The organism is Aquimarina litoralis, from assembly GCF_019295435.1.
GTDB lineage: Bacteria > Bacteroidota > Bacteroidia > Flavobacteriales > Flavobacteriaceae > Aquimarina > Aquimarina litoralis_A.
The window spans coordinates 113,053-137,946 of sequence record NZ_WEKL01000107.1 but is presented as its reverse complement, the minus strand read 5'-3'; the positions used below and the strand labels follow the sequence as shown (position 1 = coordinate 137,946).

General features: G+C 33.7%; 20 protein-coding genes. 7 read left to right on the top strand and 13 right to left on the bottom strand.

The genetic code is table 11. The annotated features are described in order from the left end of the window. Positions 1 to 36: 36 nt before the first annotated feature. The 3 genes from GBO31_RS23920 to GBO31_RS27415 form a co-directional block, all read right to left on the bottom strand. Positions 37 to 1,176, bottom strand: coding sequence for an aminotransferase class V-fold PLP-dependent enzyme (locus GBO31_RS23920; protein WP_219011151.1), 1,140 nt, complete (start codon positions 1,174 to 1,176; stop codon positions 37 to 39). A 168-nt stretch (positions 1,177 to 1,344) separates the two neighbouring features. After that, positions 1,345 to 1,500, bottom strand: coding sequence for a hypothetical protein (locus GBO31_RS23915; RefSeq protein WP_219011150.1), 156 nt, complete (start codon positions 1,498 to 1,500; stop codon positions 1,345 to 1,347). Positions 1,501 to 1,651: 151 nt separating this feature from the next. Next, positions 1,652 to 2,425, bottom strand: a complete 774-nt coding sequence (locus tag GBO31_RS27415) for a helix-turn-helix domain-containing protein (RefSeq protein WP_429725825.1) — start codon at positions 2,423 to 2,425, stop codon at positions 1,652 to 1,654. 1,323 nt (positions 2,426 to 3,748) lie between these two features. On the opposite strand from GBO31_RS27415, the gene GBO31_RS23905 reads away from it, so the two are divergent. Further along, a complete protein-coding gene (locus tag GBO31_RS23905) occupies positions 3,749 to 3,901 on the top strand; it encodes a hypothetical protein (protein ID WP_219011148.1) in 153 nt (50 codons plus the stop codon). Positions 3,902 to 3,930: 29 nt separating this feature from the next. On the opposite strand, the gene GBO31_RS23900 is transcribed toward GBO31_RS23905, so the two are convergent. The 8 genes from GBO31_RS23900 to GBO31_RS23865 all read right to left on the bottom strand — a co-directional run bounded on the left by GBO31_RS23900 (position 3,931) and on the right by GBO31_RS23865 (position 11,017). Next, the gene (locus tag GBO31_RS23900; protein ID WP_219011147.1) at positions 3,931 to 4,131 is read right to left on the bottom strand and encodes a hypothetical protein; all 201 of its coding nucleotides are present in this window, start codon (positions 4,129 to 4,131) and stop codon (positions 3,931 to 3,933) included. A gap of 8 nt (positions 4,132 to 4,139) precedes the next feature. After that, a complete protein-coding gene (gene pdeM / locus GBO31_RS23895; RefSeq protein ID WP_219011146.1) occupies positions 4,140 to 4,781 on the bottom strand; it encodes a ligase-associated DNA damage response endonuclease PdeM in 642 nt (213 codons plus the stop codon). Then, positions 4,781 to 5,077 carry a type II toxin-antitoxin system RelE/ParE family toxin gene (locus GBO31_RS23890; RefSeq protein WP_219011145.1) on the bottom strand — a complete coding sequence of 99 codons (297 nt, stop codon included), beginning with the start codon at positions 5,075 to 5,077 and terminating at the stop codon, positions 4,781 to 4,783. The genes pdeM and GBO31_RS23890 overlap by 1 nt, the downstream gene beginning before the upstream one ends. Further along, the gene (locus tag GBO31_RS23885; protein ID WP_219011144.1) at positions 5,062 to 5,295 is read right to left on the bottom strand and encodes a hypothetical protein; all 234 of its coding nucleotides are present in this window, start codon (positions 5,293 to 5,295) and stop codon (positions 5,062 to 5,064) included. Before GBO31_RS23885 ends, GBO31_RS23890 begins: the two co-directional genes overlap by 16 nt. Before the next feature lie 38 nt (positions 5,296 to 5,333). Then, positions 5,334 to 7,811: a ligase-associated DNA damage response DEXH box helicase gene (locus tag GBO31_RS23880; RefSeq protein ID WP_219011143.1), complete on the bottom strand. Its 2,478-nt coding sequence runs from the start codon at positions 7,809 to 7,811 to the stop codon at positions 5,334 to 5,336. A gap of 128 nt (positions 7,812 to 7,939) precedes the next feature. After that, positions 7,940 to 8,305: an endonuclease domain-containing protein gene (locus GBO31_RS23875; protein WP_219011142.1), complete on the bottom strand. Its 366-nt coding sequence runs from the start codon at positions 8,303 to 8,305 to the stop codon at positions 7,940 to 7,942. A gap of 76 nt (positions 8,306 to 8,381) precedes the next feature. After that, entirely contained in the window at positions 8,382 to 9,992 is a 1,611-nt protein-coding gene (locus tag GBO31_RS23870; protein ID WP_219011141.1) for an ATP-dependent DNA ligase, read from the bottom strand. Next, positions 9,989 to 11,017, bottom strand: coding sequence for a ligase-associated DNA damage response exonuclease (locus GBO31_RS23865; protein ID WP_219011140.1), 1,029 nt, complete (start codon positions 11,015 to 11,017; stop codon positions 9,989 to 9,991). Before GBO31_RS23865 ends, GBO31_RS23870 begins: the two co-directional genes overlap by 4 nt. 372 nt (positions 11,018 to 11,389) lie before the next feature. Here GBO31_RS23865 and GBO31_RS23860 point away from each other — a divergent pair, with 372 nt between their 5' ends. From GBO31_RS23860 to GBO31_RS23835, 6 genes are all read left to right on the top strand, one after another. Then, a complete protein-coding gene (locus tag GBO31_RS23860) occupies positions 11,390 to 11,959 on the top strand; it encodes an RNA polymerase sigma factor (RefSeq protein ID WP_219011139.1) in 570 nt (189 codons plus the stop codon). Positions 11,960 to 12,056: 97 nt separating this feature from the next. Beyond that, positions 12,057 to 13,673 (top strand): vitamin K epoxide reductase family protein, encoded by a 1,617-nt coding sequence (locus tag GBO31_RS23855; RefSeq protein ID WP_219011138.1) that lies wholly within the window; start codon positions 12,057 to 12,059, stop codon positions 13,671 to 13,673. Positions 13,674 to 13,778: 105 nt separating this feature from the next. Beyond that, positions 13,779 to 14,021: a hypothetical protein gene (locus GBO31_RS23850; protein WP_219011137.1), complete on the top strand. Its 243-nt coding sequence runs from the start codon at positions 13,779 to 13,781 to the stop codon at positions 14,019 to 14,021. A gap of 200 nt (positions 14,022 to 14,221) precedes the next feature. Next, positions 14,222 to 17,590: a hypothetical protein gene (locus tag GBO31_RS23845; protein WP_219011136.1), complete on the top strand. Its 3,369-nt coding sequence runs from the start codon at positions 14,222 to 14,224 to the stop codon at positions 17,588 to 17,590. Positions 17,591 to 17,610: 20 nt separating this feature from the next. After that, positions 17,611 to 22,977 (top strand): DUF6443 domain-containing protein, encoded by a 5,367-nt coding sequence (locus GBO31_RS23840; protein ID WP_219011135.1) that lies wholly within the window; start codon positions 17,611 to 17,613, stop codon positions 22,975 to 22,977. A 10-nt stretch (positions 22,978 to 22,987) separates the two neighbouring features. Continuing rightward, positions 22,988 to 23,599 (top strand): tetratricopeptide repeat protein, encoded by a 612-nt coding sequence (locus GBO31_RS23835; RefSeq protein WP_219011134.1) that lies wholly within the window; start codon positions 22,988 to 22,990, stop codon positions 23,597 to 23,599. Between the two features lie 536 nt (positions 23,600 to 24,135). Here the strand turns inward: GBO31_RS23835 and GBO31_RS23830 are convergent. Both GBO31_RS23830 and GBO31_RS23825 read right to left on the bottom strand, forming a co-directional pair. Further along, a complete protein-coding gene (locus GBO31_RS23830; protein WP_219011133.1) occupies positions 24,136 to 24,420 on the bottom strand; it encodes a class I lanthipeptide in 285 nt (94 codons plus the stop codon). A gap of 127 nt (positions 24,421 to 24,547) precedes the next feature. Then, positions 24,548 to 24,826 carry a class I lanthipeptide gene (locus GBO31_RS23825; protein ID WP_219011132.1) on the bottom strand — a complete coding sequence of 93 codons (279 nt, stop codon included), beginning with the start codon at positions 24,824 to 24,826 and terminating at the stop codon, positions 24,548 to 24,550. Positions 24,827 to 24,894: the final 68 nt, after the last annotated feature.

Here is a 24,894-nt window from a genome sequence, read left to right as displayed (position 1 = left end):
TAAGGTTATATAGAAGATAACCTAGGGTTTGTTATTTTAAAAACAGTTTAACAATTTTTCAAAATCCTTTTCACTATTGTAAACATTACAGGATACTCTGATGGCATTTCCTCGGTAAGAAACAAAAATCTGTTGTTTTTTAAGAGCTGATTTTATCTTTTCTAAATTCATATGACTGGGCAGATATATGCCAAAAAGATGATGAGCCCTATACGTATCTTCTTCGATGAAACACCCCAATTCTCTTAACTTTTTAATAGTATGAGAAGATATGTTTTTTGCATATTCCTGAATATTTTTAGGTTGCCATTCAATGAGTTGTTCGAGCGCTTTGATAAGCATCGGAGTTAGTATGAAATTACTGGATTCTCCTACAGAATATTTAGCTGCTTTTTCTTTATACCGATCTTGGTAATTGGTCAGTCCAGAAAAATCCTCGCTATTATGTCGATTCATCCAATTATGTTCTATAGGTATTCCGTTATTAAAAGCATCACTGTAATATGCCATCCCGATAGAGTAAGGACCTAATAACCATTTGTATCCTCCACAGACTAAAGCATCTGGTTGTATTTCCTTTACAGAAAATGGTAACGCGCCTATACTTTGGGTACCATCAATGACCATCATTGCATTTACTGCTGTCGTCTTTTCTCTGATTGCTTGAAGATCAAATAAAGTTCCATCTGCCCAATGAGCATGTGGTAAGGCTATTACAGCGGTGTTTTCGGAAATAGCATCTAATATATTTTGATTCCATTTCTTACCACGGTTTTCAAACTCTTTAGGCGGATATATAATTTTAATAATGGCATTATTTTTCTTTGCTACTTCCTGCCATATGTAGACATTACTCGGAAATTGTTCATCGACCAAAATAATCTCATCTCCCTTTTGTAATGAAATATTATTGGCTGCATTCGCAATTCCATATGAAACAGAAGGTATAATTGCAGTATGCTTGTAATCATTGGCCTGTATTAATGAAGCAAAACGTTTTTTTAAAACCTCTCTTTGACTAAAAAAATCTTCAGGTAAAATTTGATTAGGCTGTGCTTTTCTTTGCACAGCAGATATACCAATTTCAGTTACTGATTTTAATTGTGGAGACATATAGGCTCCGTTGAGGTAAGTGATTTCTTCAGAAAGATTAAAAAGGTGTTGTTGGTTTTGCATATACAATTTTATGTAACAACTAAACTAAGATATCTGTAATAATATATGAAACCGTTTATGAAAATATTTAGAACATCTAATAATTAATGGACATTGAATTATTTAAGGTGCAATTAACCTAGATGTTACTAATAGATAAAATATTTACTTAGTATACTTTTTTAAACTTTACAGGGTTCCATCCTCCGTAAAATAGTCACTCTCTGGAGGTTTAGATGTACAACTTTTTCTAACCCTAGAATCACAAGCGGGTTCTCCTCCTTTGATAGTTTGTAAATTATTCAGTCTTGTGATTGTAATTTTGTTTAATTTAATCTTTTTCATTTTCAGATCGTTTTCTTATAAGTATGATTTTTTTTAGATATAATAATCTTATTAATTCTGATTCAAATATAATTAGTAATGCAATTGGTTCTTACTTTTTTTCTAAATGGTTGTGTGTTTTCGGTGAAAACAAGGTGATGCAATTTCATTTTTATTGCCCTAACTGTTTTTCTAATTCTTTGATGAAATAGGAAGGGTGTATTCCGTTTTTTTTATAAAAAGCTTTAGAAAATGCATCGGTCGTATTAAAACCCATTTCTTTTGCAATTGCTTTTATCGTATAGTTTCTAAATTTAGAGTCGGTTTTAAGCCTAACTATGGATTGGTCAATTCTAAGACCATTTATGTAACTATTAAATGATTTCTTTTTGTAGGTGTTTATAATTTTAGATAAATATTTAGAATTGGTTCCAAATTTCTTCGCTAATATATTTATAGATAAATTCGTTTGTGTAAATCCTAATTCATCTTCAAAATTGGTTAATTTATTAAGTATATCTTTTATACTTTCTTCGGGGATGGTAAGTTTGGTCTTCTCTGTTTTTACTAATATTGATATGTCTGGTTTTTTATCTGAATTAGGTTTATGATATAATTCTTCGAAACGTTGTTTATATTGTTTTCGTCTTTGATGATTAATTAACCATAAAACAAGTAATAAAAGNCTTATAATAGTTAATATACCAATGATTATATAAGATGTTCTTTTTCTGCTTTCTAAGCTGTCGATGATTTCTTGTTTTTCAGAAATTAATCTTTGTGTATCATAGTTTTGTACTACTGTTTTTATTAGATATCGATAGTTAGTGTGTAATACACTATCGACAGTGATTAATTGCTTGATATATTTTAATTGATTATTCTTATCTCCTAGCTTTTTGTAATAATTAATTAATATTTCATAATTCTCTCGGTTATTAGGCATAATCTCGGATATTTCCTGAAATATATCATCGACTTTTATATGTGCAGCAATAGCCTCTTCTTGTTTATCTAAGGCCATTAACGTTTTTCCATAAAAAAAGTAAGCCATAGATAAATTGGCCTTATCATCATTTGCTTTAAGCGCTTCGATAGCAATCAGTAAACTGTCTTTAGCTGTTGTGAATCTTTTTTTGTCAAATAAATTAATCCCTTCATTTAGTGTAAAATAGTACTTAAAACTTTCATTTTTGAACTTTACTGATTCTTTATATCCGAGGATGTTAAGGGTTGTAGCTGAATCTAATTTTTTATTCAAATTGTAAGAATCCGATAGCGCAATTAACGTACTTAAATAGTTTTTAGGTTTTGTCTTTTTTAAATTTGAATAGTATTCATGACTTTCTTTAAGTTCTGCTAAAGCGTCCTTATGTTCACCAATCCTACTTTTTAAGATACCTATACTCTTTTTACTGGCATAAAAAAGATGAATATTTTCAAATTCTCTTGCTTTTTCATTAGTCTTAAGATATAGGTCAAGTGCTTTTTTGAAATTACCTTTGTTATATTCGATTTTTCCCTTGTTGTAATATGCTAGTGCAGGATAGGATGCTGTTTTTAGATTCTGAGAGAATAGAATCATACTGTCTAAATATTTTTCACGAATTTTTTCACTTTTGGTAATACCTGAAAAATAATAGAATCCATCTACTATTTTTAAAGTGTCAGTATCTTTTTTTGCTTTAAATAAATATGGTTTAGCATATATTATAGCTTTTGATGAATCTTTTGCATTCTTGAATATCATTTTTTTTAAATATGTATACTCTTTGGTAAGTAAGCTATCAAATGAATTCTGAAAAGCAAAAAGACTATAGGTATTAAAGAGTAAAAACAGTTTTAAAAAAACAGCAATGAAATATTTATTTTTTAGACTTGACGAAGCAACAGCAAGTGACATATATTTACCTATTTGTGTCGTACAAACCTAAAGATTTAGTCAATAAAAAGCTAACGTTAAACTTTTAATGATTATCTGCTTTAGTTTCTAAATATTTATAACGTTTAGAGTAACTCTTGATTCCTGGAAAACACAGTATGTTTTCCCTGAAAGTCGATTCACTTCGTTTGATTTCGATCTATAACCCCTCTTATATTTGTTCCAGACAAAGTTTAGATTAACGACTAACATAAACAAATAGAAAATAAAGGAGAGATCACAAATAATCTATAGAATACATTTTTAGAAATAGATAAAGATAGAGACAGAATTCCTGAATGTCTATAAATGCTCAGGAGATTATTCATATTATCAAATAACTTATATATGTTAGAAAACATTTTAAATTTAAAAGGGGTAAGTCAATTAGACAGAAATCAACAAATCATTGTAAAAGGAGGAAATAAAAATGCAAATGAAAGTCCATTTGATGAAGAAACACCTGGTGGAGGTTGTTATACAACAGGAGGTTGTCATTAAAAAAGAATAATGTAATAAGACTTGTTCGTTTAGAGCAAGTCTTGTTTCTTAGTTGGTAAAACCTCTCTTAAACTAAAAAAATCTTCAGGTAAAATTTGATAAGGCTGTGCTTTTCTTTGCACAGCAGATATACCAATTTCAGTTACTGATTTTAATTGTGGAGACATATAGGCTCCGTTGAGGTAAATGATTTCTTCAGAAAGATCAAAAAGATGTTGTTGGTTTTGCATATGAAGTATTATTGATGCACTAAAATAACTTCGGTTTGGGTAATTGCATATATTTTGGTGTTTTCAATGGGTTCTAGCATATGATTTCCAGTAAATTCTCCAAAAGCAGGAAGTATTAGTCGATGTTCACTTTGGTAAAAACAAGGCAATCGTAAGCGCTGTTTCCCAATACCACCTAATAATACTCCTGGATGAATATGCCCACAAAAATTATAGAAACCTTCTCTTTTTTCAGGATGATGACTTAATAGAAAATCATAGATAAGTATTTCTGAAGCTACTTTTAGACCGATTTCTTCATATTTGTGTGGAGAAATAATGTCATGATTTCCTACGACAAGAATAAATTCTATAGCAGACTTTTGTGTAATCCAAGATTCGAATAATTCCCACTCTTTATTCAAATAGCTATGGAAAAGATCTCCAAGAAAACAAATACGAGAAGGTTTGAAAAGATGTATAACAGTATCTAATTGTTCAAAGTTTTTTTGGATTGCATTCTGTGGAACGGCACTACCATGTTTCCTAAAATGCGATACTTTACCCAAATGAAGGTCCGCAATCAAAAGCATATTTCGCTCTTCCCAAAAGATAACTCCTGAAGGATGCAAAATAAAGGATTGATTTTGTATTTGTATGGTTTGGATCATTATTCTAGTGGAATCTTTGTTGGATCTTGTCTGGTATCCCAAACTAAAAGAATAATAATTTCTGAAGGTTTATTTTCGTAAAATACCTTATAATTTCCCTTGATCAAAACTCTTATACTATCAATTTCAGTTTTGATTCCGATGAAAGGATATTTTGGAAGAAGTTGTACTATAGTGTTGACTTCTCTATTGAGTTTTCTACTATAGGTTTTGGATTTATTTCGATTACAATAGAATTCCAAAATTTCAGTAAAAATAATGTCAGCCTTTGAAGTCCAAACTATTCTTCGAGCCATTCATTATTTTTTTTAAATACAGCGTCATTCTCGATTATATTTCCAGAATTATAATCAGATCGACTTTCAGAAACCATTGTTTTTTCAAACTCTGACATTTTATACAATGATGTTTCTTTTTTGTTCATAAGAATCTCCTTAAAAAACTTCAAAAACTCCTGATCTTCAATAGATAGAACTTGTTTAATAATGTCATTTTGAAGTTTGGAAATATTCATTTTTCTTACTTTTTGTAAAGATAATAAAAAAGACAAAGTTATTTCTTAGATAACAAAGCTACCATCTTTTTGATACGATCTTCTAGTTTTTCACTAGATAATTTTTCTCTAGAGAATCGATCTGTAATAATTGGAAATGAAAAAGGAGTTGGCTTGGTACAGGATTTCCAGACAATAGATTGCCGTTCAATTCTTTCTAGTGCTTCTTGCAATCTCCCTTCTTCTAATTGATGTTCAAAAGTTTCGATATAGGATTGTTGATAGAGCAAATTATCTGGTTCGTAATCTCTGAATACATTAAATAGCAATTGCGAACTGGATTGTAGATGTTTGCTTTTCAACATTTTTTCTGGATAACCGGTAAAAACCATTCCCGAGATCACAGCAATATCCCTGAATTTTCTTCTTGCCATTTCTGTTGCATTCAAACTTTTTTGAAGATCACTATGCATATGATCTTTAGTAAATAGATCATTATCGATTACTTGTTGCATATCAATTTCCTGATCTGATAACAATTCAAATCCATAGTCGTTAAACGCTATTGAAAAGGAAATAGGTGATAAAAGACTAATGCGATATGCAATTAAACTTCCTAGAGCTTCATGTACAAATCTACCTTCAAAAGGATAAAAAATAGCATGATATCCTTCTCTTGTCTTAAAGGTTTCAATTAAAAATTCATCTGGACCAGGAACAATACTCTCTAATTGTTGTCTTTTGAAAATATGAGCCAAAGATTTTAGCTCTACAGATTGAGTAGTGGTGTTTTTTGATGTAGAAGAGGCAGTATATAGTTCATTTCTTAATAATTCTGACATCTGAGAAGTAAGCGTTAATCTTCCGCCCATCCAACTAGGTACTTTTGAAGTCTTCTTTGAAGATTTTCGTACCAAAACCTGCATCTCTTTAATTCGTACGAGCTCTAGGTTTCTACCAGCAAATGTGAATACATCACCAGGATTTAATTTGGAAACAAACCACTCTTCTATACTACCAATATAACCTCCTTTGAGATATTTTACAGTTAAAACAGCATCACTTACAATAGTTCCAATTTGTAAACGATGGCGCATAGCAATTCCTCGGTTATTTACTTTAAATAAACCATCTTCTAGAATTTCTACTTTTTTATATTCATCATATTGTTGCAAGCTTTGACTTCCAATCGTAATAAAATTGAGAATCCATCTCCAATCTTCTTCAGAAATAGCCTGATAACAGAAAGTATTCTTAATTTCAGGAAAGATAGTCGCTGGATGAAAACCATCAGAAACCGCAAGTGTAGTGAGATATTGTACCAATACATCAAAACTATTGAGGTATGGAATACGATCTTCGACAGTGTTTTCTTGAACAGCTTTTTGTAGGGCAGAAGCTTCTATTAATTCTATGGCATGAGTTGGTAAAAAGTAAATCACACTTGTTTTACCAGGTTGATGACCACTTCGACCTGCGCGTTGCAAAAATCGAGCTACTCCTTTCGGTCCACCGATCTGAATAATAGTCTCTACAGGAGCGAAGTCAACACCCAGATCCAAACTAGAAGTACAAACCACTGCTTTTAATGATTCATTTCTAATTGCCTGTTCTACCCATAATCGCGTTTCTTTATTGATACTGCCATGATGCATAGCCATTTCTCCGGCAAATTCGGGATATTTTTGTAGTATTTTTTGAAACCAAATTTCACATTGACTTCGTGTGTTTGTAAAAAGCAAGGTGGTTTTACTTTTCTTAATAATAGGTACTACCTCATCCAATAAATGAATCCCTAAATGACCTCTCCAAGGAAAAGTTTCCATTTCTTTTGGGATGATACTTTTAACCTTTATTTTCTTTTTGATATTCGCCTTAACAAGTATTGAGTTTTGTAGCGCTTTTGATTGATGACCTAGTAAAACCTCTTGTGCCTGTTCTAGATTGCCAATAGTAGCAGAAATACCCCAAATACGAAGATCTTTCGAAATAGTTTTTAGTCTGGATAAAGCTAGCTCAATTTGAACTCCTCTTTTGGTTCCTAATAGTTCATGCCATTCGTCAATAATAATAGCAGTGCAATTTTTGAACGTTTTATCATAACCTTTGGATGCCAGTAATAATTGTAGACTTTCTGGAGTAGTAATTAATAGGTCTGGCATGGATCGTTTTTGAGCAACTCTTTCTTTTTGAGAAGTATCCCCAGTTCGGATTCCAACAGTTAGTTGTGTGCCTAAATCTTCTGCAAATCGTTCAGTGGCTTGTTTAATTTCTTGCGATAAGGCTCTTAATGGAGTAATCCATATGGCTTTTAAACCTTTTTTGTGCTTGTTTTTATAATCAGGGTTTTGTTTGATGTAATTGAGTACAATAGGCACCCACAACGCATAAGTTTTTCCACTACCAGTTGGCGCGTTTAATAGTCCGTTTTTTCCTTGTAAGAATGCTTTCCAAGTTTGCATCTGAAAAGGGAAAGATTTCCATTGCTGTTGCTGAAACCACGATTCGGCGATATGAAAAAGTTCTTTTTGTGTCATTATGTATTTATTATTCCTTACCCTGATAGGGGAAGGTGTCCTGTCTTGACAGGGCGGAAGGGGTAAACGCTACCCTATCCGATTCAGCGTTGCTGAACCACCTTTCCCTTCAAAGGGGAAGGAACTTTTTATTCTTTTTTAAATTTTTCTTTTATTTCTTGTAAAACAGAAGGTAGATAATCAAACACCATTTTGTTTTCAAACCGGATTACTGAAAAACCCAACTCACTCAGATCTTTGTCCCTTTTTGTATCTCTCTCTTCTGCCGTGGGATTGTTATGGACTTCACCATCTAATTCAATAATTAACTTCTCCTCTGCACAATAGAAATCCACTATATAATTATTTATACTATGTTGTCTCCGAAATTTTTTGCCTTCGAATTTTCTTTTTTGAAGATATTTCCATAGAAAAGCCTCCGCTGAAGTTAAGTTTTTGCGAAGTTGTTTTCTATTATTTCTAAGCTCTGGTTTGTTATGTATTTTTTTCATCATTATTAAACCTATATACCCTATTCGATTCAACCTTGTTGAACTATCTATTCCTTTGAAGGAAAGGTGTCTTAAGATACTATTTTATGAGTAATTTCAAATCCTCCAAAGAATTAGCTTCTTCAATTTTTTTGTCTTGTCGCCATCGTAAAATACGAGGAAAACGAGTAGCAACACCACTTTTGTGTCTTTTAGATAGTGCAATTCCTTCAAAAGCTATTTCAAAAACTAATTCTGGAGTTACACTTCTTACAGGTCCAAAGCGTTCTAAGGTGTTTGCCTTTATAAATTTATCCACTTCTTTAAATTCTGCATCCGTAAGTCCGGAATAGGCTTTTGCAAAAGTTACAAGCTCCGTTTTATCATCATTCCAAAGCCCAAAGGTGTAATCTGTAAATAGATTAGATCGTCGTCCATGTCCTCTCATAGCATAAGTCAATACTGCGTCAATAGTTAAAGGATCTACTTTCCATTTCCACCAATCTCCTTTTTTTCTACCAACTAGATAAGGAGAGTCTTTTCTTTTTAACATCAATCCTTCTGATCTTACGGATCGGGATCTATTACGTTCATCAGCTACTGCTGTCCAAGAGTTAAAAGTCATTTTTTCTGATAGCTGTAATGGTATTTTGAGTGCTTCTTCTGAAGTATCTTTAGAAATATTATGATAGAGAATTTCCAAGAATTCTCTTCTTTTGGAAAAAGAAAGGTTTCGTATATCTTTTCCTTCCCATTCCAAAAGATCGTACGCTTTTAATACTACAGGAGTTTTTTGTAATAAATTTTTAGAAATGGTTTTTCTACCGATTCTGGTTTGTAGCTCATTAAAAGTTCCAATTTCTCCATTAGGAAATGGTAAAATTTCACCATCCAAAACGGTTCCATCAGGAATAAAATCTAAAAACTGTTGAAATTCAGGGTATTTGTCAGTAACAAGCTCTTCCCCACGACTCCAAACAAAAATTTCGCGATTTCTAATAATAACTTGCGCTCTAATACCATCCCATTTATGTTCTGCATACCAATCGGTTACCTCTCCTAAATCTGACGCTTCATTTTCAACGGCATAGGCCAAATAAAAAGGATAGGGTTTGGAAAGAAAGTCGGATTCTTTTTCTTCTAACACCAAATCTTGAAAGGAAATACGATTAGGATCCCAGTTTCCCATTAGTTTATACGCCAAAATATCTTCATCAATGTTGGTAGCTTTAGACAAGGCTCTTGTCATCAATTTTTGACTTACTCCAATTCGAAAACCACCTGTAATTAATTTGGTAAATACGAATCGTTCATAATAATTCAATACTGCCCAGTTTTCATGAAGATATGTTTTTTTTTCTTGCTCTGTTTTCTTTTTAAGGGCAATCATTTCTTCCAAAAACTGAGTTAATGTTTTTGTAGTGCTTTTTGTTGAAGATGGGATGACCAAAGCAATCGTTTCGGCAAGATCACCCACAATATGGTAGGATTCTTCAAATAGCCAAAGTGGAATATTTGCTAGTTCTGAAGCCCATGTTCTTAATAAGGTAGTATTTACAGGCCTCGGAGGTCTTCGATGTGAAAGAATAGCAATGGTCCATACTTTATCTTTTTCTTCTGCTTGTTCAAAATAGGAGGCTAATGCATTTACTTTTATGTTTGTTTTATTCGTGCTGTCCAGCGTTTTGATAAGGTTTGCGAATCGTTTCATTCGAGTACCTCGCTCTCTTTTTTAGCATCTATTTCAGCAAGTTCACCTTCATATTGTGTTTGTTCTGTAAGAGCATCATACCCTAATTCTCTCAGGTATCTAGAAAATATCTCGGTATATCCGTGAGTAGCAATAACTTTAGTTGCTCCTGTTTCTTTGATAGCGGTTAGTAATCCATCCCAATCGCAGTGGTCAGAAAGTACAAAGCCCTTATCAATTGCTCGACGTCTTCTGGCTCCTCTAAAGGTCATCCATCCACTTGCTGATGCGGTAACATAAGGAACCATTTTACGAATCCAAGTGCTGCCATGCGCACTTGGTGGAGCAATAACCATATTACCAACAAAATCTTCTTTTTTAGTTTCTCTAGTAACTAATGTAGTTTCTGGAAAGGAAACCATAGGTCTAATAACATTTGTCATATTTTCTATGGCGCCATGAGTATAGATTTTACCAATTTCAGGATTTAGGTGTTTCAATAATCGCTGCGCTTTTCCCAGAGAATACCCAAAAAGAATCGATGTTTTGCCTTCAGATTTATTTTCAGCCCACCAAGTATTGATATCGTTAAATACTTCTTTTTGAGAAGCCCATTTAAATGCAGGCAATCCAAAAGTGCATTCTGTGATGAACGTATGGCATTTTATGGGGTCGAAAGGAACTGAAATTCCGTCATTTTCTACTTTGTAATCTCCGGTAAACACCCAGATTTCACCTTTATGCTCTACTCTAATTTGTGAACTTCCAATGATATGACCAGCAGGATGAAAACTAAATGTTACATTATTGATAGAGAACGTCTCTCCATATGCTTTTCCGGTAACATTGATGTCGCCTAAGCGATGTTTTATGATAGGGATATTGGTATGATGTGTTATATATTGTTTGTGTCCCCATCTACTATGATCTGCATGTCCATGTGTAATAATTGCTTTATCTACAGGTTTCCAGGGATCTAAGTACACTTTTGCAGCGGCACAATAAATTCCTTTTTCAGTAAATTCTAAAAGCGGTCTTGATGGCATAAAAGATTACTACTAAGTTGTACTTGTTTTTTGGAAATTACGGAATACTTGATTTACAAAAAAGTGTTTAAAGAAATATTAGGAGTTGTTGATGCTCTTTTCCAAGATCCAACTTTTAGTGATAATATCTAAATTTTCTCTCATTTTAAGTTCTTTTTTATTGCTTTTTATAGTCAGAATAGAAGAATCCAGATTTTATTTTGAATTTAGTGTAACTAATTGATTTTTAAATTTTTGCAAATGTTTTTATGAGGTATGATTCCACGAATTGGAGGCTGAGGTTCTTGTAATTGGACATTTTCTGACCTTATATTTGACCCCAGATTGTTGAACGAAAGTTTAGGGAAAAATAACTACTACAAAACAGAAAATATGAAAGGGATTACTGAACAGAAAATAAGAGAAGGAATCAAAAATGGGGATGAAATCATCTTAACATGGTTTTATAAAAAGAACTTTCCCTTGGTCAAAAATTATATCCTTAAAAATGGTGGTTGCATAGAAGATACTGAAGATATTTTTCAAGAAGCAATTATGCTATTATACTTAAAATTTAAGAGTTCAGAGTTAGTTGTGGATACTCCAATACAGAATTATTTTTATGGAGTTTGTAAAAATATGTGGTTAAAGAAAGCAAATAGAAACAAAAAGGTATTGTTCATGGATGTTTTGAAGGATGACTGGAATCAGGAAGAATCTACTGTCATAGAGAAGCTTTTTCAGAAAGAACGTAAACAACTGTTTCATGAGTACTTTTCTAATCTACAGGATACAACAAAGAGGTTGTGGCAACTCATTTTTGAAGGGAAAGATTACCAAGAGATGGCGCGAATTACTGGATGTACAGAAAATTACTTACGTAAAAAGAAAAGTGAGACTAAAAAGAGTATGATACAAAGTATCTCAAAAGACCCTGTTTTTCAGGAATTAGCAAGCGCATAAATAGTTAGTCCAGCATAAAGCCGATAACTTTTTATTTCGGTTAGGTTAATGGAAGTTAAAAATCTCAAGAAAACATCTTCAAATACATAATTTCGTTGTGAAAACACCTATCTATCATATCATCAAAAAATACTTAGATATCTCTGGATATCATTTTAGTATGGATGAATTAAACCTGCAGTTGGTAAGCCATCCTAATTTTCCAAATTTAATTGCTATCGTAGACCTGTTTAATCATCTAGGTATTGAACATTACGCACTTGAACTTCAAAAAGAGCTTTCGATACTTGCCGAATTACCAAAATACTTTTTAGCACACATTATTGGAGATAAAGGACCGCAATTGGCTTTAATTTCTATGAAACGAAATAAGTTGGTTGTAAAAACAGGTAAAAAAGAAGAGCAAATCATTTCCAAAGAGGAGTTTATAAAAATTTGGTCTGGAATTGTTATTTGTATTAATGATGAGAAAAGTGAAGTAAACGAGAGGAGTATTGGTAGCACTTCTGTTCAATCCATTGTATTGACGGCAACTTTAGTGAGTATTATAGCTATCATGCTAAAATCAGACTTTACAACGTTCCAACTTATTTCATTTGTTCTTTCGATTGTTGGAGCATTTATTAGTTTTTTGATCATTCAGCAAGAGATAGGTTCAGGATCTAGTGCGGTAGCAAAGTTTTGTAATGCTTCTGAAAAAACAAGCTGTGAAGCTACCATCAATTCAAAAGGAGCTTTGTTATTTGGCGTGCTAAAATTAAGTGATATGGGGATTGTTTATTTCTCATCCTTACTATTACTTTGGTTACTGAGTTCAATTAGCACCACGTCACTAGCTCCATTAGTAATACTAGCCGGCTATTGTAGTATACCAATGATGTTATATTCGGTAGTATATCAGTGGTTGGTAATTAAAAAATGGTGTCTTTTATGTTTAGGAATTGTGAGTGTTCTACTTGTTCAGTTTTTGAGTTCTTTTATAGATAATCAACCACTTAACCAATTACTTTCTGCAATTACATTAAATCAAGTATTGTTGTTTTCTTTTGGAATATTGATAGTTATGGCAATTTGGTTTTTCATAAAACCACTTTTAAAGAAGGATAAGGAGCTATCTGTTTTGAAGATTCAACATCTAAAATTTAAGCGTAATTTCAACTTTTTTAAAGCTTCTCTAGTAAAAGAATCCCCTATAAATAATATCAATATACCTGATGAGATTGTTTTAGGAAATCCTTCGGCTCCAATAGCATTAACTTTGATTACCAATCCCTTATGTTCTTATTGTAAAAAGGCACATGAAGCTATAGATAAAATTCTTGATATATACCCTCATAAAGTTAAAGTTGTGATTCGTTTTAGTGTAGATTTTAGCAATATAGAAGATACAGCTACACAAATTGCGCATCACTTGATCCATATCTATAGTCAGAAAGGAGAAAGTAGTTGTCGAAATGCACTAAATGATATCTATGGTTTTGATTCGAATCAAGGTAAAAAGAAATGGCTGGAGAATCAATTTATAGATATACATCCAGCAATTATAAAGGTTCTTCAAGAACAAAAGGTTTGGGGAATCAACGAAAAAGTATATCTCACGCCTACCTTATTGGTCAATAATTATGTTTTTAATAGAGAAGAGTACATTATTGAAGATCTCCTCTATTTTATTGAAGACTTACAAGAAGAAAATTTGCGCTATGAACTAGTGTAAATAACCAAATTCAAAATTCAAAAATATTTTTCGCGCGCTGAATAGACATACGTTCTGAGTGTCTATAAATGTTCAGATCTTATACTAATTCTTAATTTTTTAAAAATGAAAAAAGTGAATGTAAATGGCTTATTTAATAAAGGAGCCAAAACTCTTGATAGAACAGCATTAAAATTGATTTCTGGAGGATCTGGTCCTTATGAAACATCTTTTCCAGGTGGAGGAAATAGCACAGGTACCTGTGGAAAACCATGTCCACGCTATTCAACGACTGCCTGTGACGCACAAAGTGAATGTAGTTTCTGTGCACCAACTATTAATGGATATGGTTTCTGCACTACTCCATAAGAGGATCAATGGGGTAATAGTGTTTTAAAATGACTTTAAGCCCATATTTATAAATCATTAGATATGGGCTTATTATTCTTGATTTTTTGAATTTTTTCATGTTAAAATTTGTTAAGAAGAGTAACAAATGATGAAAGAAAGCTATTACCTATAGATTTAACTTTTTTAGGGAAAAACACAATTGTAATTCAAAACACTTTATGAAAAAGCTTTTAGTTTTAATGCTGACAATGGTAAGTGTCATTACCAATGCTCAGGAGCTACCGGATGTAACACCCATTTCTCCGGAAGCCGCTTCTATTGGAAAATATGGACAGATTCCAGTAGGATTATTTACAGGAACTCCGCAAGTGAGTATTCCGATTCACGAATTTAAGTCAGGTCCGTTATCTGTTCCAATTAGTCTTAATTATAGTTCTAACGGAATTCGGATTGATGAATACGCATCCTCAGTAGGTTTAGGATGGAACCTTTCTGCAGGTGGTGTTATCACAAGATCTGTAAGAGGACAGAGAGATGAAAATCAATATGTTCCCGCAAAGGATGTGAACTTAGATTTTAGCGTAGATCAATATAATTTTGTAACTGCAGCGACCATGCCTGGTAATAATGCAATAGATACACAACCTGATATATTTTCATTCAATTTTAATGGTTTTAGCGGTAAGTTTTATCTAGATGATAACTCCACTTCTTTTTTGAATCGTGAAGTGGTTTTTATAGAACCTTCTCCATTAAAAGTAGAGTTGATACAAGTACATCCGGAAACACATTTTAGAATAACAGACCCCAATGGAATCAAATATTACTTTGGAGGAGAAAATGCTATTGAGAAATTCAGATATGAAGCTACAAATCAAGCGGATAATCCTGAAAATTCTGCTGCAGTTGCTTCTGCATGGTATTTAACCAAAATAACACATCCTTCTGGGGAAGAAATTTCATTTTCATATCAAGTAGGAGGAGGTCGATATATCAATAGTATTTCGCAAAGCGTAAGGAGAGAGGATCGATTGGTAAATTACCAAGGTCTTGCTGGTTATTGTGCTCCTTCGGCAAGCGATACTGCATATCTGAACATAGCACTCGGGAATTTCTGTTATTTGACAGAAATAAGATCTACACATTCCGGAAGTGTACTTTTTTCATACTCGCAAAAGGCTTCAATGCCAACCAATTTTTTAAAACTAGATGCGATTGATATCAAAAATGTACACAATCAAAAGATTTCATCTTTTGATTTAGATTATTCTGTGTACGATGCAACTGGACCCAAGAATTGGGATATCGTTGATGAAGAGTACTATAGTAAAAGGTATTTTCTTTCTTCCGTTACACAAAAATCTGAAAATGGGACTGCTTTAAATCCTTATGTATTGTCTTATGATCATCCAGAGGACTTACCATCAAGATTCTCATATGCTCAGGATTATTGGGGTTTTTATAACGGAAAAAGCTCAAATAGCAACCTTATTGATCAAAAGTCTATTGATAGGGTATCAAGTAATTTTGTACTATATAATGGGCTAAATGATTTTGATGCAGCAGATCGAACGCCAAGCGCATCTTTCGCTCAAAAAGGAATACTATCTCAAATTACCTATCCAACAAAAGGTAGTAATACTTTCTTATACGAAGGACATGGTTATTACGGTACAGTTACCGTTGACCCTCCAACTACAAGTAAAACTGCTGAGGTCACCAATCCTGCTGTAATGAATAATAGCTTTGAGATTTATGACATCAAATATGCACACGAAGGTACTTTATCTTTTACCGCTAATATTGATGATTTTGTTGGTGATATTAATGGCGGAGGTGATAATCCTTTAGATTTTGATATCGCTCAAATCAGAATCTACGATATCACTGGAAGTACTCCAGTATTACAACCTATTTATTTTACTTCTGATATTAATTTTACAAATCCTGTTACCACACCATATGGTATTACCAATACCAATTTTAGTAAATCTATGGTGATTCGATTGGAAAAAGACCATGATTATCGTTTTGAAATTAGTTTGGACCCGCATTACAGCTTGTCTCATATTCAATTATCCTATAAAGACGCTTTCCCAACAGAAGTACAGCAAAATATTCCTGTAGGAGGTGTTCGATTAGCACAAGTAAATACACTCAATGGAGAAGGAAAAACAGAAGTAAAGAAGTTTCATTATGGGAGTTTAGACTGTTTGGACTGTGAATCTGGTACAGTATTTAATAGAAATATTGAACCACAAATTACCAATTCGGAAACTTTCTTTTGTTTTTATAATCCTGTAGGGAAATGTATTCCAGCAGGAGTATGTGGAAATACAATATTAAGTTCAAATACAGCTTTCCCATTGTATGGTTCTCAAGGATATCACATAGGATATCGATATGTAGTTGAAGAGTTTGGGGAAAATTTCTTAGGAGGAGCAAAAGAGCACATTTTTGATACTAATTATAGTATTGAACCGAATGTTGCGGTATTAGGCGAATATATATCGGGAACTCCACTTTCAAACTTCTTTGGTTTTGGAAGAAAATTAGGAGAAAGAGTTTTCAAAAAAGAAGGCAATCAGTTTACAATAGTTCAAGAAGTTATTAATAACTATTATCACGACACTTCTTTAGATAAGAATACCAATGTTTATGCGGTAAGAAAACATACTAATATTATTCAAGGATATATTTATATTACAGATGAAAACTTCACTTTTGAGAACAGATTATTTGATATTACCCAGTACAATATAAAACGGCAATGGCATGTACTACAAAAACAAATAACAAAACAATATGATCAAGAAGGAAACAATCCTTTAGTTACTTCTCAGACATATTTCTATGATAATGCACAGCATTTGCAACAGACAAGAGTACATGTTGAAGATAGTAAAGGAAGAATTGTAGATACGAAAACTATTTTCCCTCAAGATATTGCTTTATCAAGTAGAACCACAGAACAACAACAATTAATTGATTTACATCAGATTTCGACACCTATCGAAGTGATTACAGCAGAAGTAGAAGGAACAGCGAATCGTAAAGTTTCCAGAGTACATACAGATTTTGAAAACTGGGGTACAAATTTACTGTTGCCAAAAGTAGTGGAATCTGCAAAAAATACAAGTGCTTTAGAGCCGAGAATAGTATACACATCGTATGATTCATATGGCAATCCACAGGAAGTTTCAAGAGCCGATGGAATGCCAATTACCTATATCTGGGGATATGACCATCAATATCCAGTGGCTAAAATTGAAAATGCTACCTATGAGGATGTTGAAAGTTATGTGGCTAATATACAGTCTAAATCGAATGATGATGTAGATAGAACTATTGGTAATCTCGGAACAGAAGGTGATTTAAGACAGGCACTGAATGCATTAAGAAATATACTCCCTGATGATGTTATGGTAAGTACGTATACCTATGATCCTATGATTGGAATTACAAGTATGACCGATGCCAGAGGATATACTGTTTACTACCAATATGACGAACATCAACGATTGCAATATGTAAGAGATGAAGAAGGTCATCTGATTTCAGAAAATGCATATAACTACAAAAATTAATTCTCATAAACCTAAAAGACATGCAAAATAAATTATATATACTGGTAGTCCTATGGTTTATGGGATATACCGTACAAGCGCAATTAACAGATGAACCCATAGATGGTACTCCTGGTACCAGATATTACTTTGATAGTGACAAGGATGGCTATGGAGATCCAAATTCAAATTGGTTAAGTTCTCCTGCAAGTGGATACGTTCCTAACAATGTGGACTGTAATGACAATGATAAAACCATATTTCCCGGCGCACCAGAACTATGTGATGGTAAGGACAATGATTGTGATGGTAGTGTTGATGAAGCACCAAAACCAGGAACCCCTTCCGCACCTACATCGATAACAGTCAATTGTGGAAATACAAAGATCACCAGAAGTAATCCTCCTGGAGGTATTACTTGGTATTGGCAGAGTAGCGCTTCAGGTACCAGTACAGGCAATTCTTCTTCGGTTTATACTGCTTATAATGGAAGTAGGGTCTACTTACGTGGAAGAAATAATAGTACAGGTTGTTGGGGTTCGTCTAGAACGATAACCTATAGTATGAAATACAATCCGGCTACACCTGCTATGCCAACAATTGATAAGAATTGTGGAAATACCAAATTAACTCGTGGTAATCCACCAAGTGGAATAACCTGGTACTGGCAAACGATTCCATCGGGTATCAGTACTTCAAATTCATCAACGACATATACGGCAACTAGTGGGACACGAGTATATTTAAAGGCAAGAAATAATAGCACAGGTTGTTGGAGTGCGGCTAGATATGTTGATTATACGATTAACGCTATACCTCCAATACCGTCAGCTCCTTCGATTACCCAAAGTTGTGGCAGTACTAGACTTACTCGTAGTAACCCTCCAAGTGGTATTACTTGGTATTGGCAAAGCAGTGCATCTGGAACAAGTACTTCAAATATATCTGCTTCAGTAACTAGAACAAGTGGAAGTGTTTACTATTTGAGAGCGAGAAATAACAGTACAGGTTGTTGGAGTCCAGCTAGAACGGTAAATTATAGTATTAATAGTAATCCTGCGATACCTTCGGCACCAACGGTAAGTAATGATTGTGGTCATGCAAATATTACTAAAAGTGCTTCTCCAAGCGGTATCACTTGGTATTGGCAATATAGTGTTGATGGAATAGATACTTCGAATACTTCAACAACTATAACCTTAGATAAAGGTGATACATATTATTTAAGAGCAAGAAATAATTCTACTGGTTGTTGGAGTAGTGCTAGGACTATAAGCTATACTATCTATACAATTCCTGATGTTCCAGCAGCACCTACAGTGGATAATAATTGTGGTAATAGTTTGCTTACAAGAGGAAATCCACCAAGTGGAATAACCTGGTATTGGCAAAGAAGTGATTCTGGATTTGATGCTACTGATTCTTCTACTTCCGTGACCAGAACAGAAGGGAGTATTTATTATTTAAGAGCGAGAAATAACAGTACAGGTTGTTGGAGTACTTCTTCAAGGGCAATAAGTTATAGTATAAAAACAATTCCTGATATTCCGTCAATGCCTGTGATTACTAATAACTGTAGTAATACAACGATCACTAGGGGCAATCCTCCAACTGGAATTACTTGGTATTGGCAAAACAGTATATCAGGAACAAGTACTGCTAATTCATCAGCAATAGTTACGAAGACCAATGGTTCTGTAGATTATTTGAGAGCAAGGAATAATAGCACCGGTTGCTGGAGTACCGCTCTAACTATTAATTATACTATTGATTTTCCAGTCACTTGGTATGCCGATATTGATGGTGATGGGTATGGAGATCCAAATACATCTGTAGAAGCATGTACACCACCTGCTGGATATGTACTGAATAGTCAGGATCAATGTCCTAATGATGCAACGGCTTTTAAAGGATGTGCTCCAGTCATAGGGTCGTTGGATTTATCGAATGAAAATTATGTGTTCTCCAGAAGCTTTCAAAGAGCACTATCATCAGCAACTGAAATTCAAGAAAGTGCAGACGTTCTTGAAAACGTTACTTACTTTGATGGTTTAGGACGAGCAAAGCAGCAAGTTGCTATCCAGGCGTCTCCTAATTATAAAGATATCATTACACACTTGGTATATGATGATTTAGGAAGACAGGAAAAAACGTATTTACCATTTGAAAGAAATACCACTTCAGGAAGTTATGAAGCGGTAACTATATCAAGCGATATTAATAGTTATTATAAAGCAACCTATCCTAATGATTTTACTGGAGTAACGGCTACAAGTTCTGAGTTTAATGCATACGCTGAAGCAGTTTTAGAAAATTCGCCCTTGAATAGAACCTTAGAACAAGGAGCTCCTGGAAAGGATTGGAAAGCAGATCGATCTAGCGATACGGATCATACCATAAAATTTGATTGGGGTACAAATACTACGGATGAGGTAGTTCGTTTTGATGTTACCTTTTTGTACAATGATACAGAAAGACCACAATTGGTGAAGAATGACAATCCATACACTGCAGAAGAATTGTATGTAACTATTACCAAAGATGAAAATTGGACACCTGCGGATGGAAACAATCATACGACCAAAGAATACAAAGACAAGTTAGGTAGAGTTGTTCTAAAACGAGCATTCAATAGCTCTTCCCCATCTTCAGGGGGAAGTACCGAAGGAGATGGGGGTGAACACGACACCTATTATGTATATGACCGTTTTGGAAATCTTACGTTTGTAATTCCACCAAAAGTAACTGTTGCAGATGGTGTATCAGACGAAGAATTATCAGAATTGTGTTACCAGTATAAATATGATGTTAGAAATAGAGTTGTAGAGAAGAAAATTCCTGGAAAAGGATGGGAGTATATCGTGTATAATAAATTGGATCAGCCTGTATTAACGCAAGACGCCAATCTTCGAAAAGTGAATACTGGTAAAACCTTTGATTATTGGTTGTTTACCAAATATGATGCTCATGGAAGAGTAGCATATACCGGAAAATTGATCAATAATTCTAGTCGTAAAATACTACAAGGGCGCACCTATTCTTCATCTTTTAAGCAATATGAGCGAAAAAGTAGTGCACCTATTACCGTGTATGGAGTAGATGCCTATTATACGAAAGAAGCATATCCTACCAGTATACAGAATATATATACAATTAATTATTATGATACCTATGATTTTGATATCGAAGGATTATCAAATCCAGGAACGGTTTATGGACAGTCTGTATCAGACAGAACTAGATCCTTACCTACAGGAAGCAAAGTAAGAGTATTAGATACCAATGAATGGATTACTACGGTTACCTATTATGATCAAAAGGGAAGACCGATTTATGTAGCTAGTAAAAATGAGTATTTAAAAACCTTAGACATTGTAGAAACCCAGTTGGATTTTGCGGGTAAGGTGTTAGCAACTAAAACTACGCATACCAAAGACGGGCATACTCCAATCGTAACGATTGATAGGTTTACCTATGATCATATGGGGAGATTGCTATCGCAAGTGCAGAAAATCAATGAGCAACAAGAAGAGTTGATTGTAGCAAACGCTTATGATGCATTAGGACAATTGACCCGTAAAAAAGTAGGAGGAACCGTATCGAGTGATGAGGTTACTGCAAGTGCAGGATTACAAACAGTAGATTACAGCTATAATGTACGTGGTTGGTTAGCGAAAATTAATGATCCTGATGTGATAGGGAACGATTTGTTTGCTTTTAAGATTGCTTATAATACAGGAATGAATCCTCTTTACAATGGTAATATCTCCCAAACTTCATGGAAAACTGCAAATGATAATACCAAACGTTGGTATGATTATGAGTATGATGCGCTAAATCGTATTACAGGAGCTACCAGTAATGATAATCGCTATAATCTGAGTGGTGTAACCTATGATAAAATGGGGAATATTGAGAGTCTTACTCGAAACGGTTTTCAAAATACATCTAGTTACACCCATATGGACATTTTAAGTTATGACTATGATAGTGGTAATAAACTAAGAAAAGTAACAGATGGAGGAAATGATGATTACGGATTTAAAGATGGTACCAATACCAATGATGATTATGTGTATGATATCAATGGTAATATGATTTTGGATCGTAATAAAGGAATCACTGATATCCAGTATAATCATTTAAATCTACCTACAAAAGTTACCATAGATAATGGGCAGACCTCTGGTGATATTGATTATATTTATGATGCCACTGGAGCGAAATTGAAAAAAATCGTAGCAGAGGGAAGTTCTTTAACGCAAACGGAATATGCAGGTAATTATGTGTACAAAAATAATACCCTTGAATTCTTTAACCATGCAGAAGGAATTGTAGAAAAAGAAGCGAACGGGTATAAGTATGTGTATCAATTCAAGGATCATCTTGATAACATACGATTATCCTATAAGGATGCCAATAAAGATGGTAGCATTACCCAAGATGAGATTGTACAGGAAAAAAATTATTATCCGTTTGGATTGACGCATAATGGATATAATGAGGTATTGAGAGGTAGAGATCATACCTATGGATTTACGAATAAAGAAGAGCAGGATGAAATTGGTTTGGGCTGGATTGATATAACTGCTCGTAACTATGATGCCGCATTAGGTAGATGGATGAACCTAGATCCGCTTGCTGAAGAAATGCGCAGACACTCACCGTATAACTATTCGTTTGATAATCCAGTTTATTTTATGGATCCTGATGGTATGGCTCCAACAGATTGGTTTAAGAATAAATCTGGAAATAGTATTGTTTGGTTTGATAACCAATCTGAATCTTTTTCCAATGATAGTGGGGAATGGACAAATGTAGGAGCGAATTTACAAGAAGTAGCTAGTACATTAGATCTCCCTTCAGGTACAGCTGAATTTTCTGACACAAGCTTTATTATGATAGGCGCGGGAAGAGGTGCGTATGGAGGAATAGGAGAAGGGTTCTTAGGTTTGCCAGCACCTGTGCGATTAAATGTAGCACTTAACGTAAGTAGTAGTTTTGAACTTGACAATGCAGGAGATAGTGGGATGGAAAGAATTGATGGACAAACAGAGATTACAGGTGTTAATATCACCACAGATATTTCAGTAAGCACATCGGCTCCAGGTGTAAATCTCATGGGAATTGGTGGAGATACCTCTTTTGGTTCAAAATGGACACCATCTGGTAAACAACCTACATATAGCTCAAATATAAATATGGCAAATCCAGAAAAAGTAGGCAGCTCACATGAATCTACAATCTCTGGTAGTTCAACAATAAACTTAGGGTTAAATAATGTTTCTAGGAGGACAAGAAATTACTCAGAGTCTTTTAACTTTGACTTAAATGTTGATGCGGTAGTTCCAATAAGACTAGATCAAAATGGTCAAAGTAAAGTATTAAACTTTAGCTTTGAAAATTAATCTTATATATATGAGAAAAGCAATAATGTTATGTCTGTTGCTTACATTTATGGGCTGCAAAATTAAGCCTGTATTTCAAAACTGTCGGAAAGTCTATGACTCCTATATCTCTTTAAGAATGAAAGGAGATAAGAAAAATGCTTTAATTAACTTAAATAAAGCTATTGACTGTGATAAGGAAAATCCGCGGTACATAGACGAGAAAATCAATTATTTAATTAGTCTTGAGGAATTTAGTGAGGCTGTTAAACAATTAGAAATTCTTGAAAAAACGAATGAGAATTACTTTAAGTATTACCCTTTAAACGGAATACTTAATATAAGGTTAGGTGAAACTAAGAAGGGTGATACAACTTTGAAAAGAGTATATAACAATCTTAAGAGCAACAATTTTAATAAGGATAATTATAACATCTTTATTTACAAAGTTTTGTTGGATGCTTATTTTCAAAATAAAGACTATGCAATAGAACAAATTTTAAAAACTGTTAAGGACAACAATTTTGAAAAGCATCATTTAGATGTCATTGATCACTTACATAATCTTTTGAAGTCAAATAAATCATCCAACGAAGTTTTGTACGACTTTTTCCAGATAAGTATACCCCACCGCTACCGCTAGTCTGCGACTAGTGGCAACAAGGATTTAGCTCTCAAAGTTTATAACTACGTACCCAGATAGGCAAGGTTATAGTAAGAACCAGCTACATGTATTTGTAGCTGGTTTTTTTGTCATATTGGTTTTTTGGATAGCGCTAGTGAGTTCTACTAATAGTAAAGTAAAATAAGCTCGAAGTTGCAAACTTCGAGAAGCAAGGTTATTTTGAACCCTGAGGTGTCACGCAAGGCTTTTCGAAGTGCTACTTGAAGGGTTGACTTTTGGGGTTTTGAGACTAATATTAAGTTTATGGGGCTTCGAGAGCCTCAGCCCTCGTGCGTATTCGAACCCTGAGGCTCTCGAAGGGTGGATTCACTATGTTACAAAGTTCATAAAACCTAATAAGCACTTCTAATCCGTTAAAAAAATAACACTTTTTATGTTGCGTTCAGGAAGAATGGGTGGATATATTTTTGAAGAATCGGAAATTTATATAGAGTACTAAATAAAAACACCTCAAAACTTTGTGTTTTTTTGAGGTGTTTTTATTTCTAATTATATTATTGTTGATTTACGCAATCTCTTCCGTCCGATCGACAATTGAAATCAGATTTACAATTGGTATATATAATTGAATTACAAGTAGCAATTGGAGTTGTCATTATATCCTCCTTTGTAGTACAATTAATTGTTCCACCTGGACAAGTATCCGTTACACATTGTGTTGCGGAAAAATCTATTGGATTTTCACCAGTCCCCCCTTGTACATGTCGTAAACCATTTTGATTGAGCTTCGCAATTTTAATTTTTTGTAAGCTTAGTTTTTTTCCTTTTTTGTTTTCCATGAGTATTTACTTTTTTCTTGAATGCAAAAATATCGTTTTTATAAGTTAAAATAATTAACAAAAATTAAGCCACGATAGAGGTATTCGTGGCTTAATTATAATTCAATCTGCTTTGGTGTTAAAGTTTTTATCGGCTATCAACACATATCCTTCCATCTGATCGGCAATTATTATCCGAAGCATTGTCACATTTAATCACAGTAATAGGAGCACAAGAAGCATTTACTTGTGTAATATCAGTACAATTAGCTGTATGATCAGGACAAGTATCAGTTACGCATTGTGTTGCAGAAAAATCTATTGGGTTTTCACCAGTTCCTCCCTGTACGTATCGTAAACCATTTTGATTGAGCTTCGCAATTTTAATTTTTTGTAAGCTTAGCTTTTTCCCTTTTTTGTTTTTCATAAATTTTCTCTTTTTGTTTCAAGGGTAAAAGTAAGCATTATTACCTTTTGAAAATTTAATTTACATGA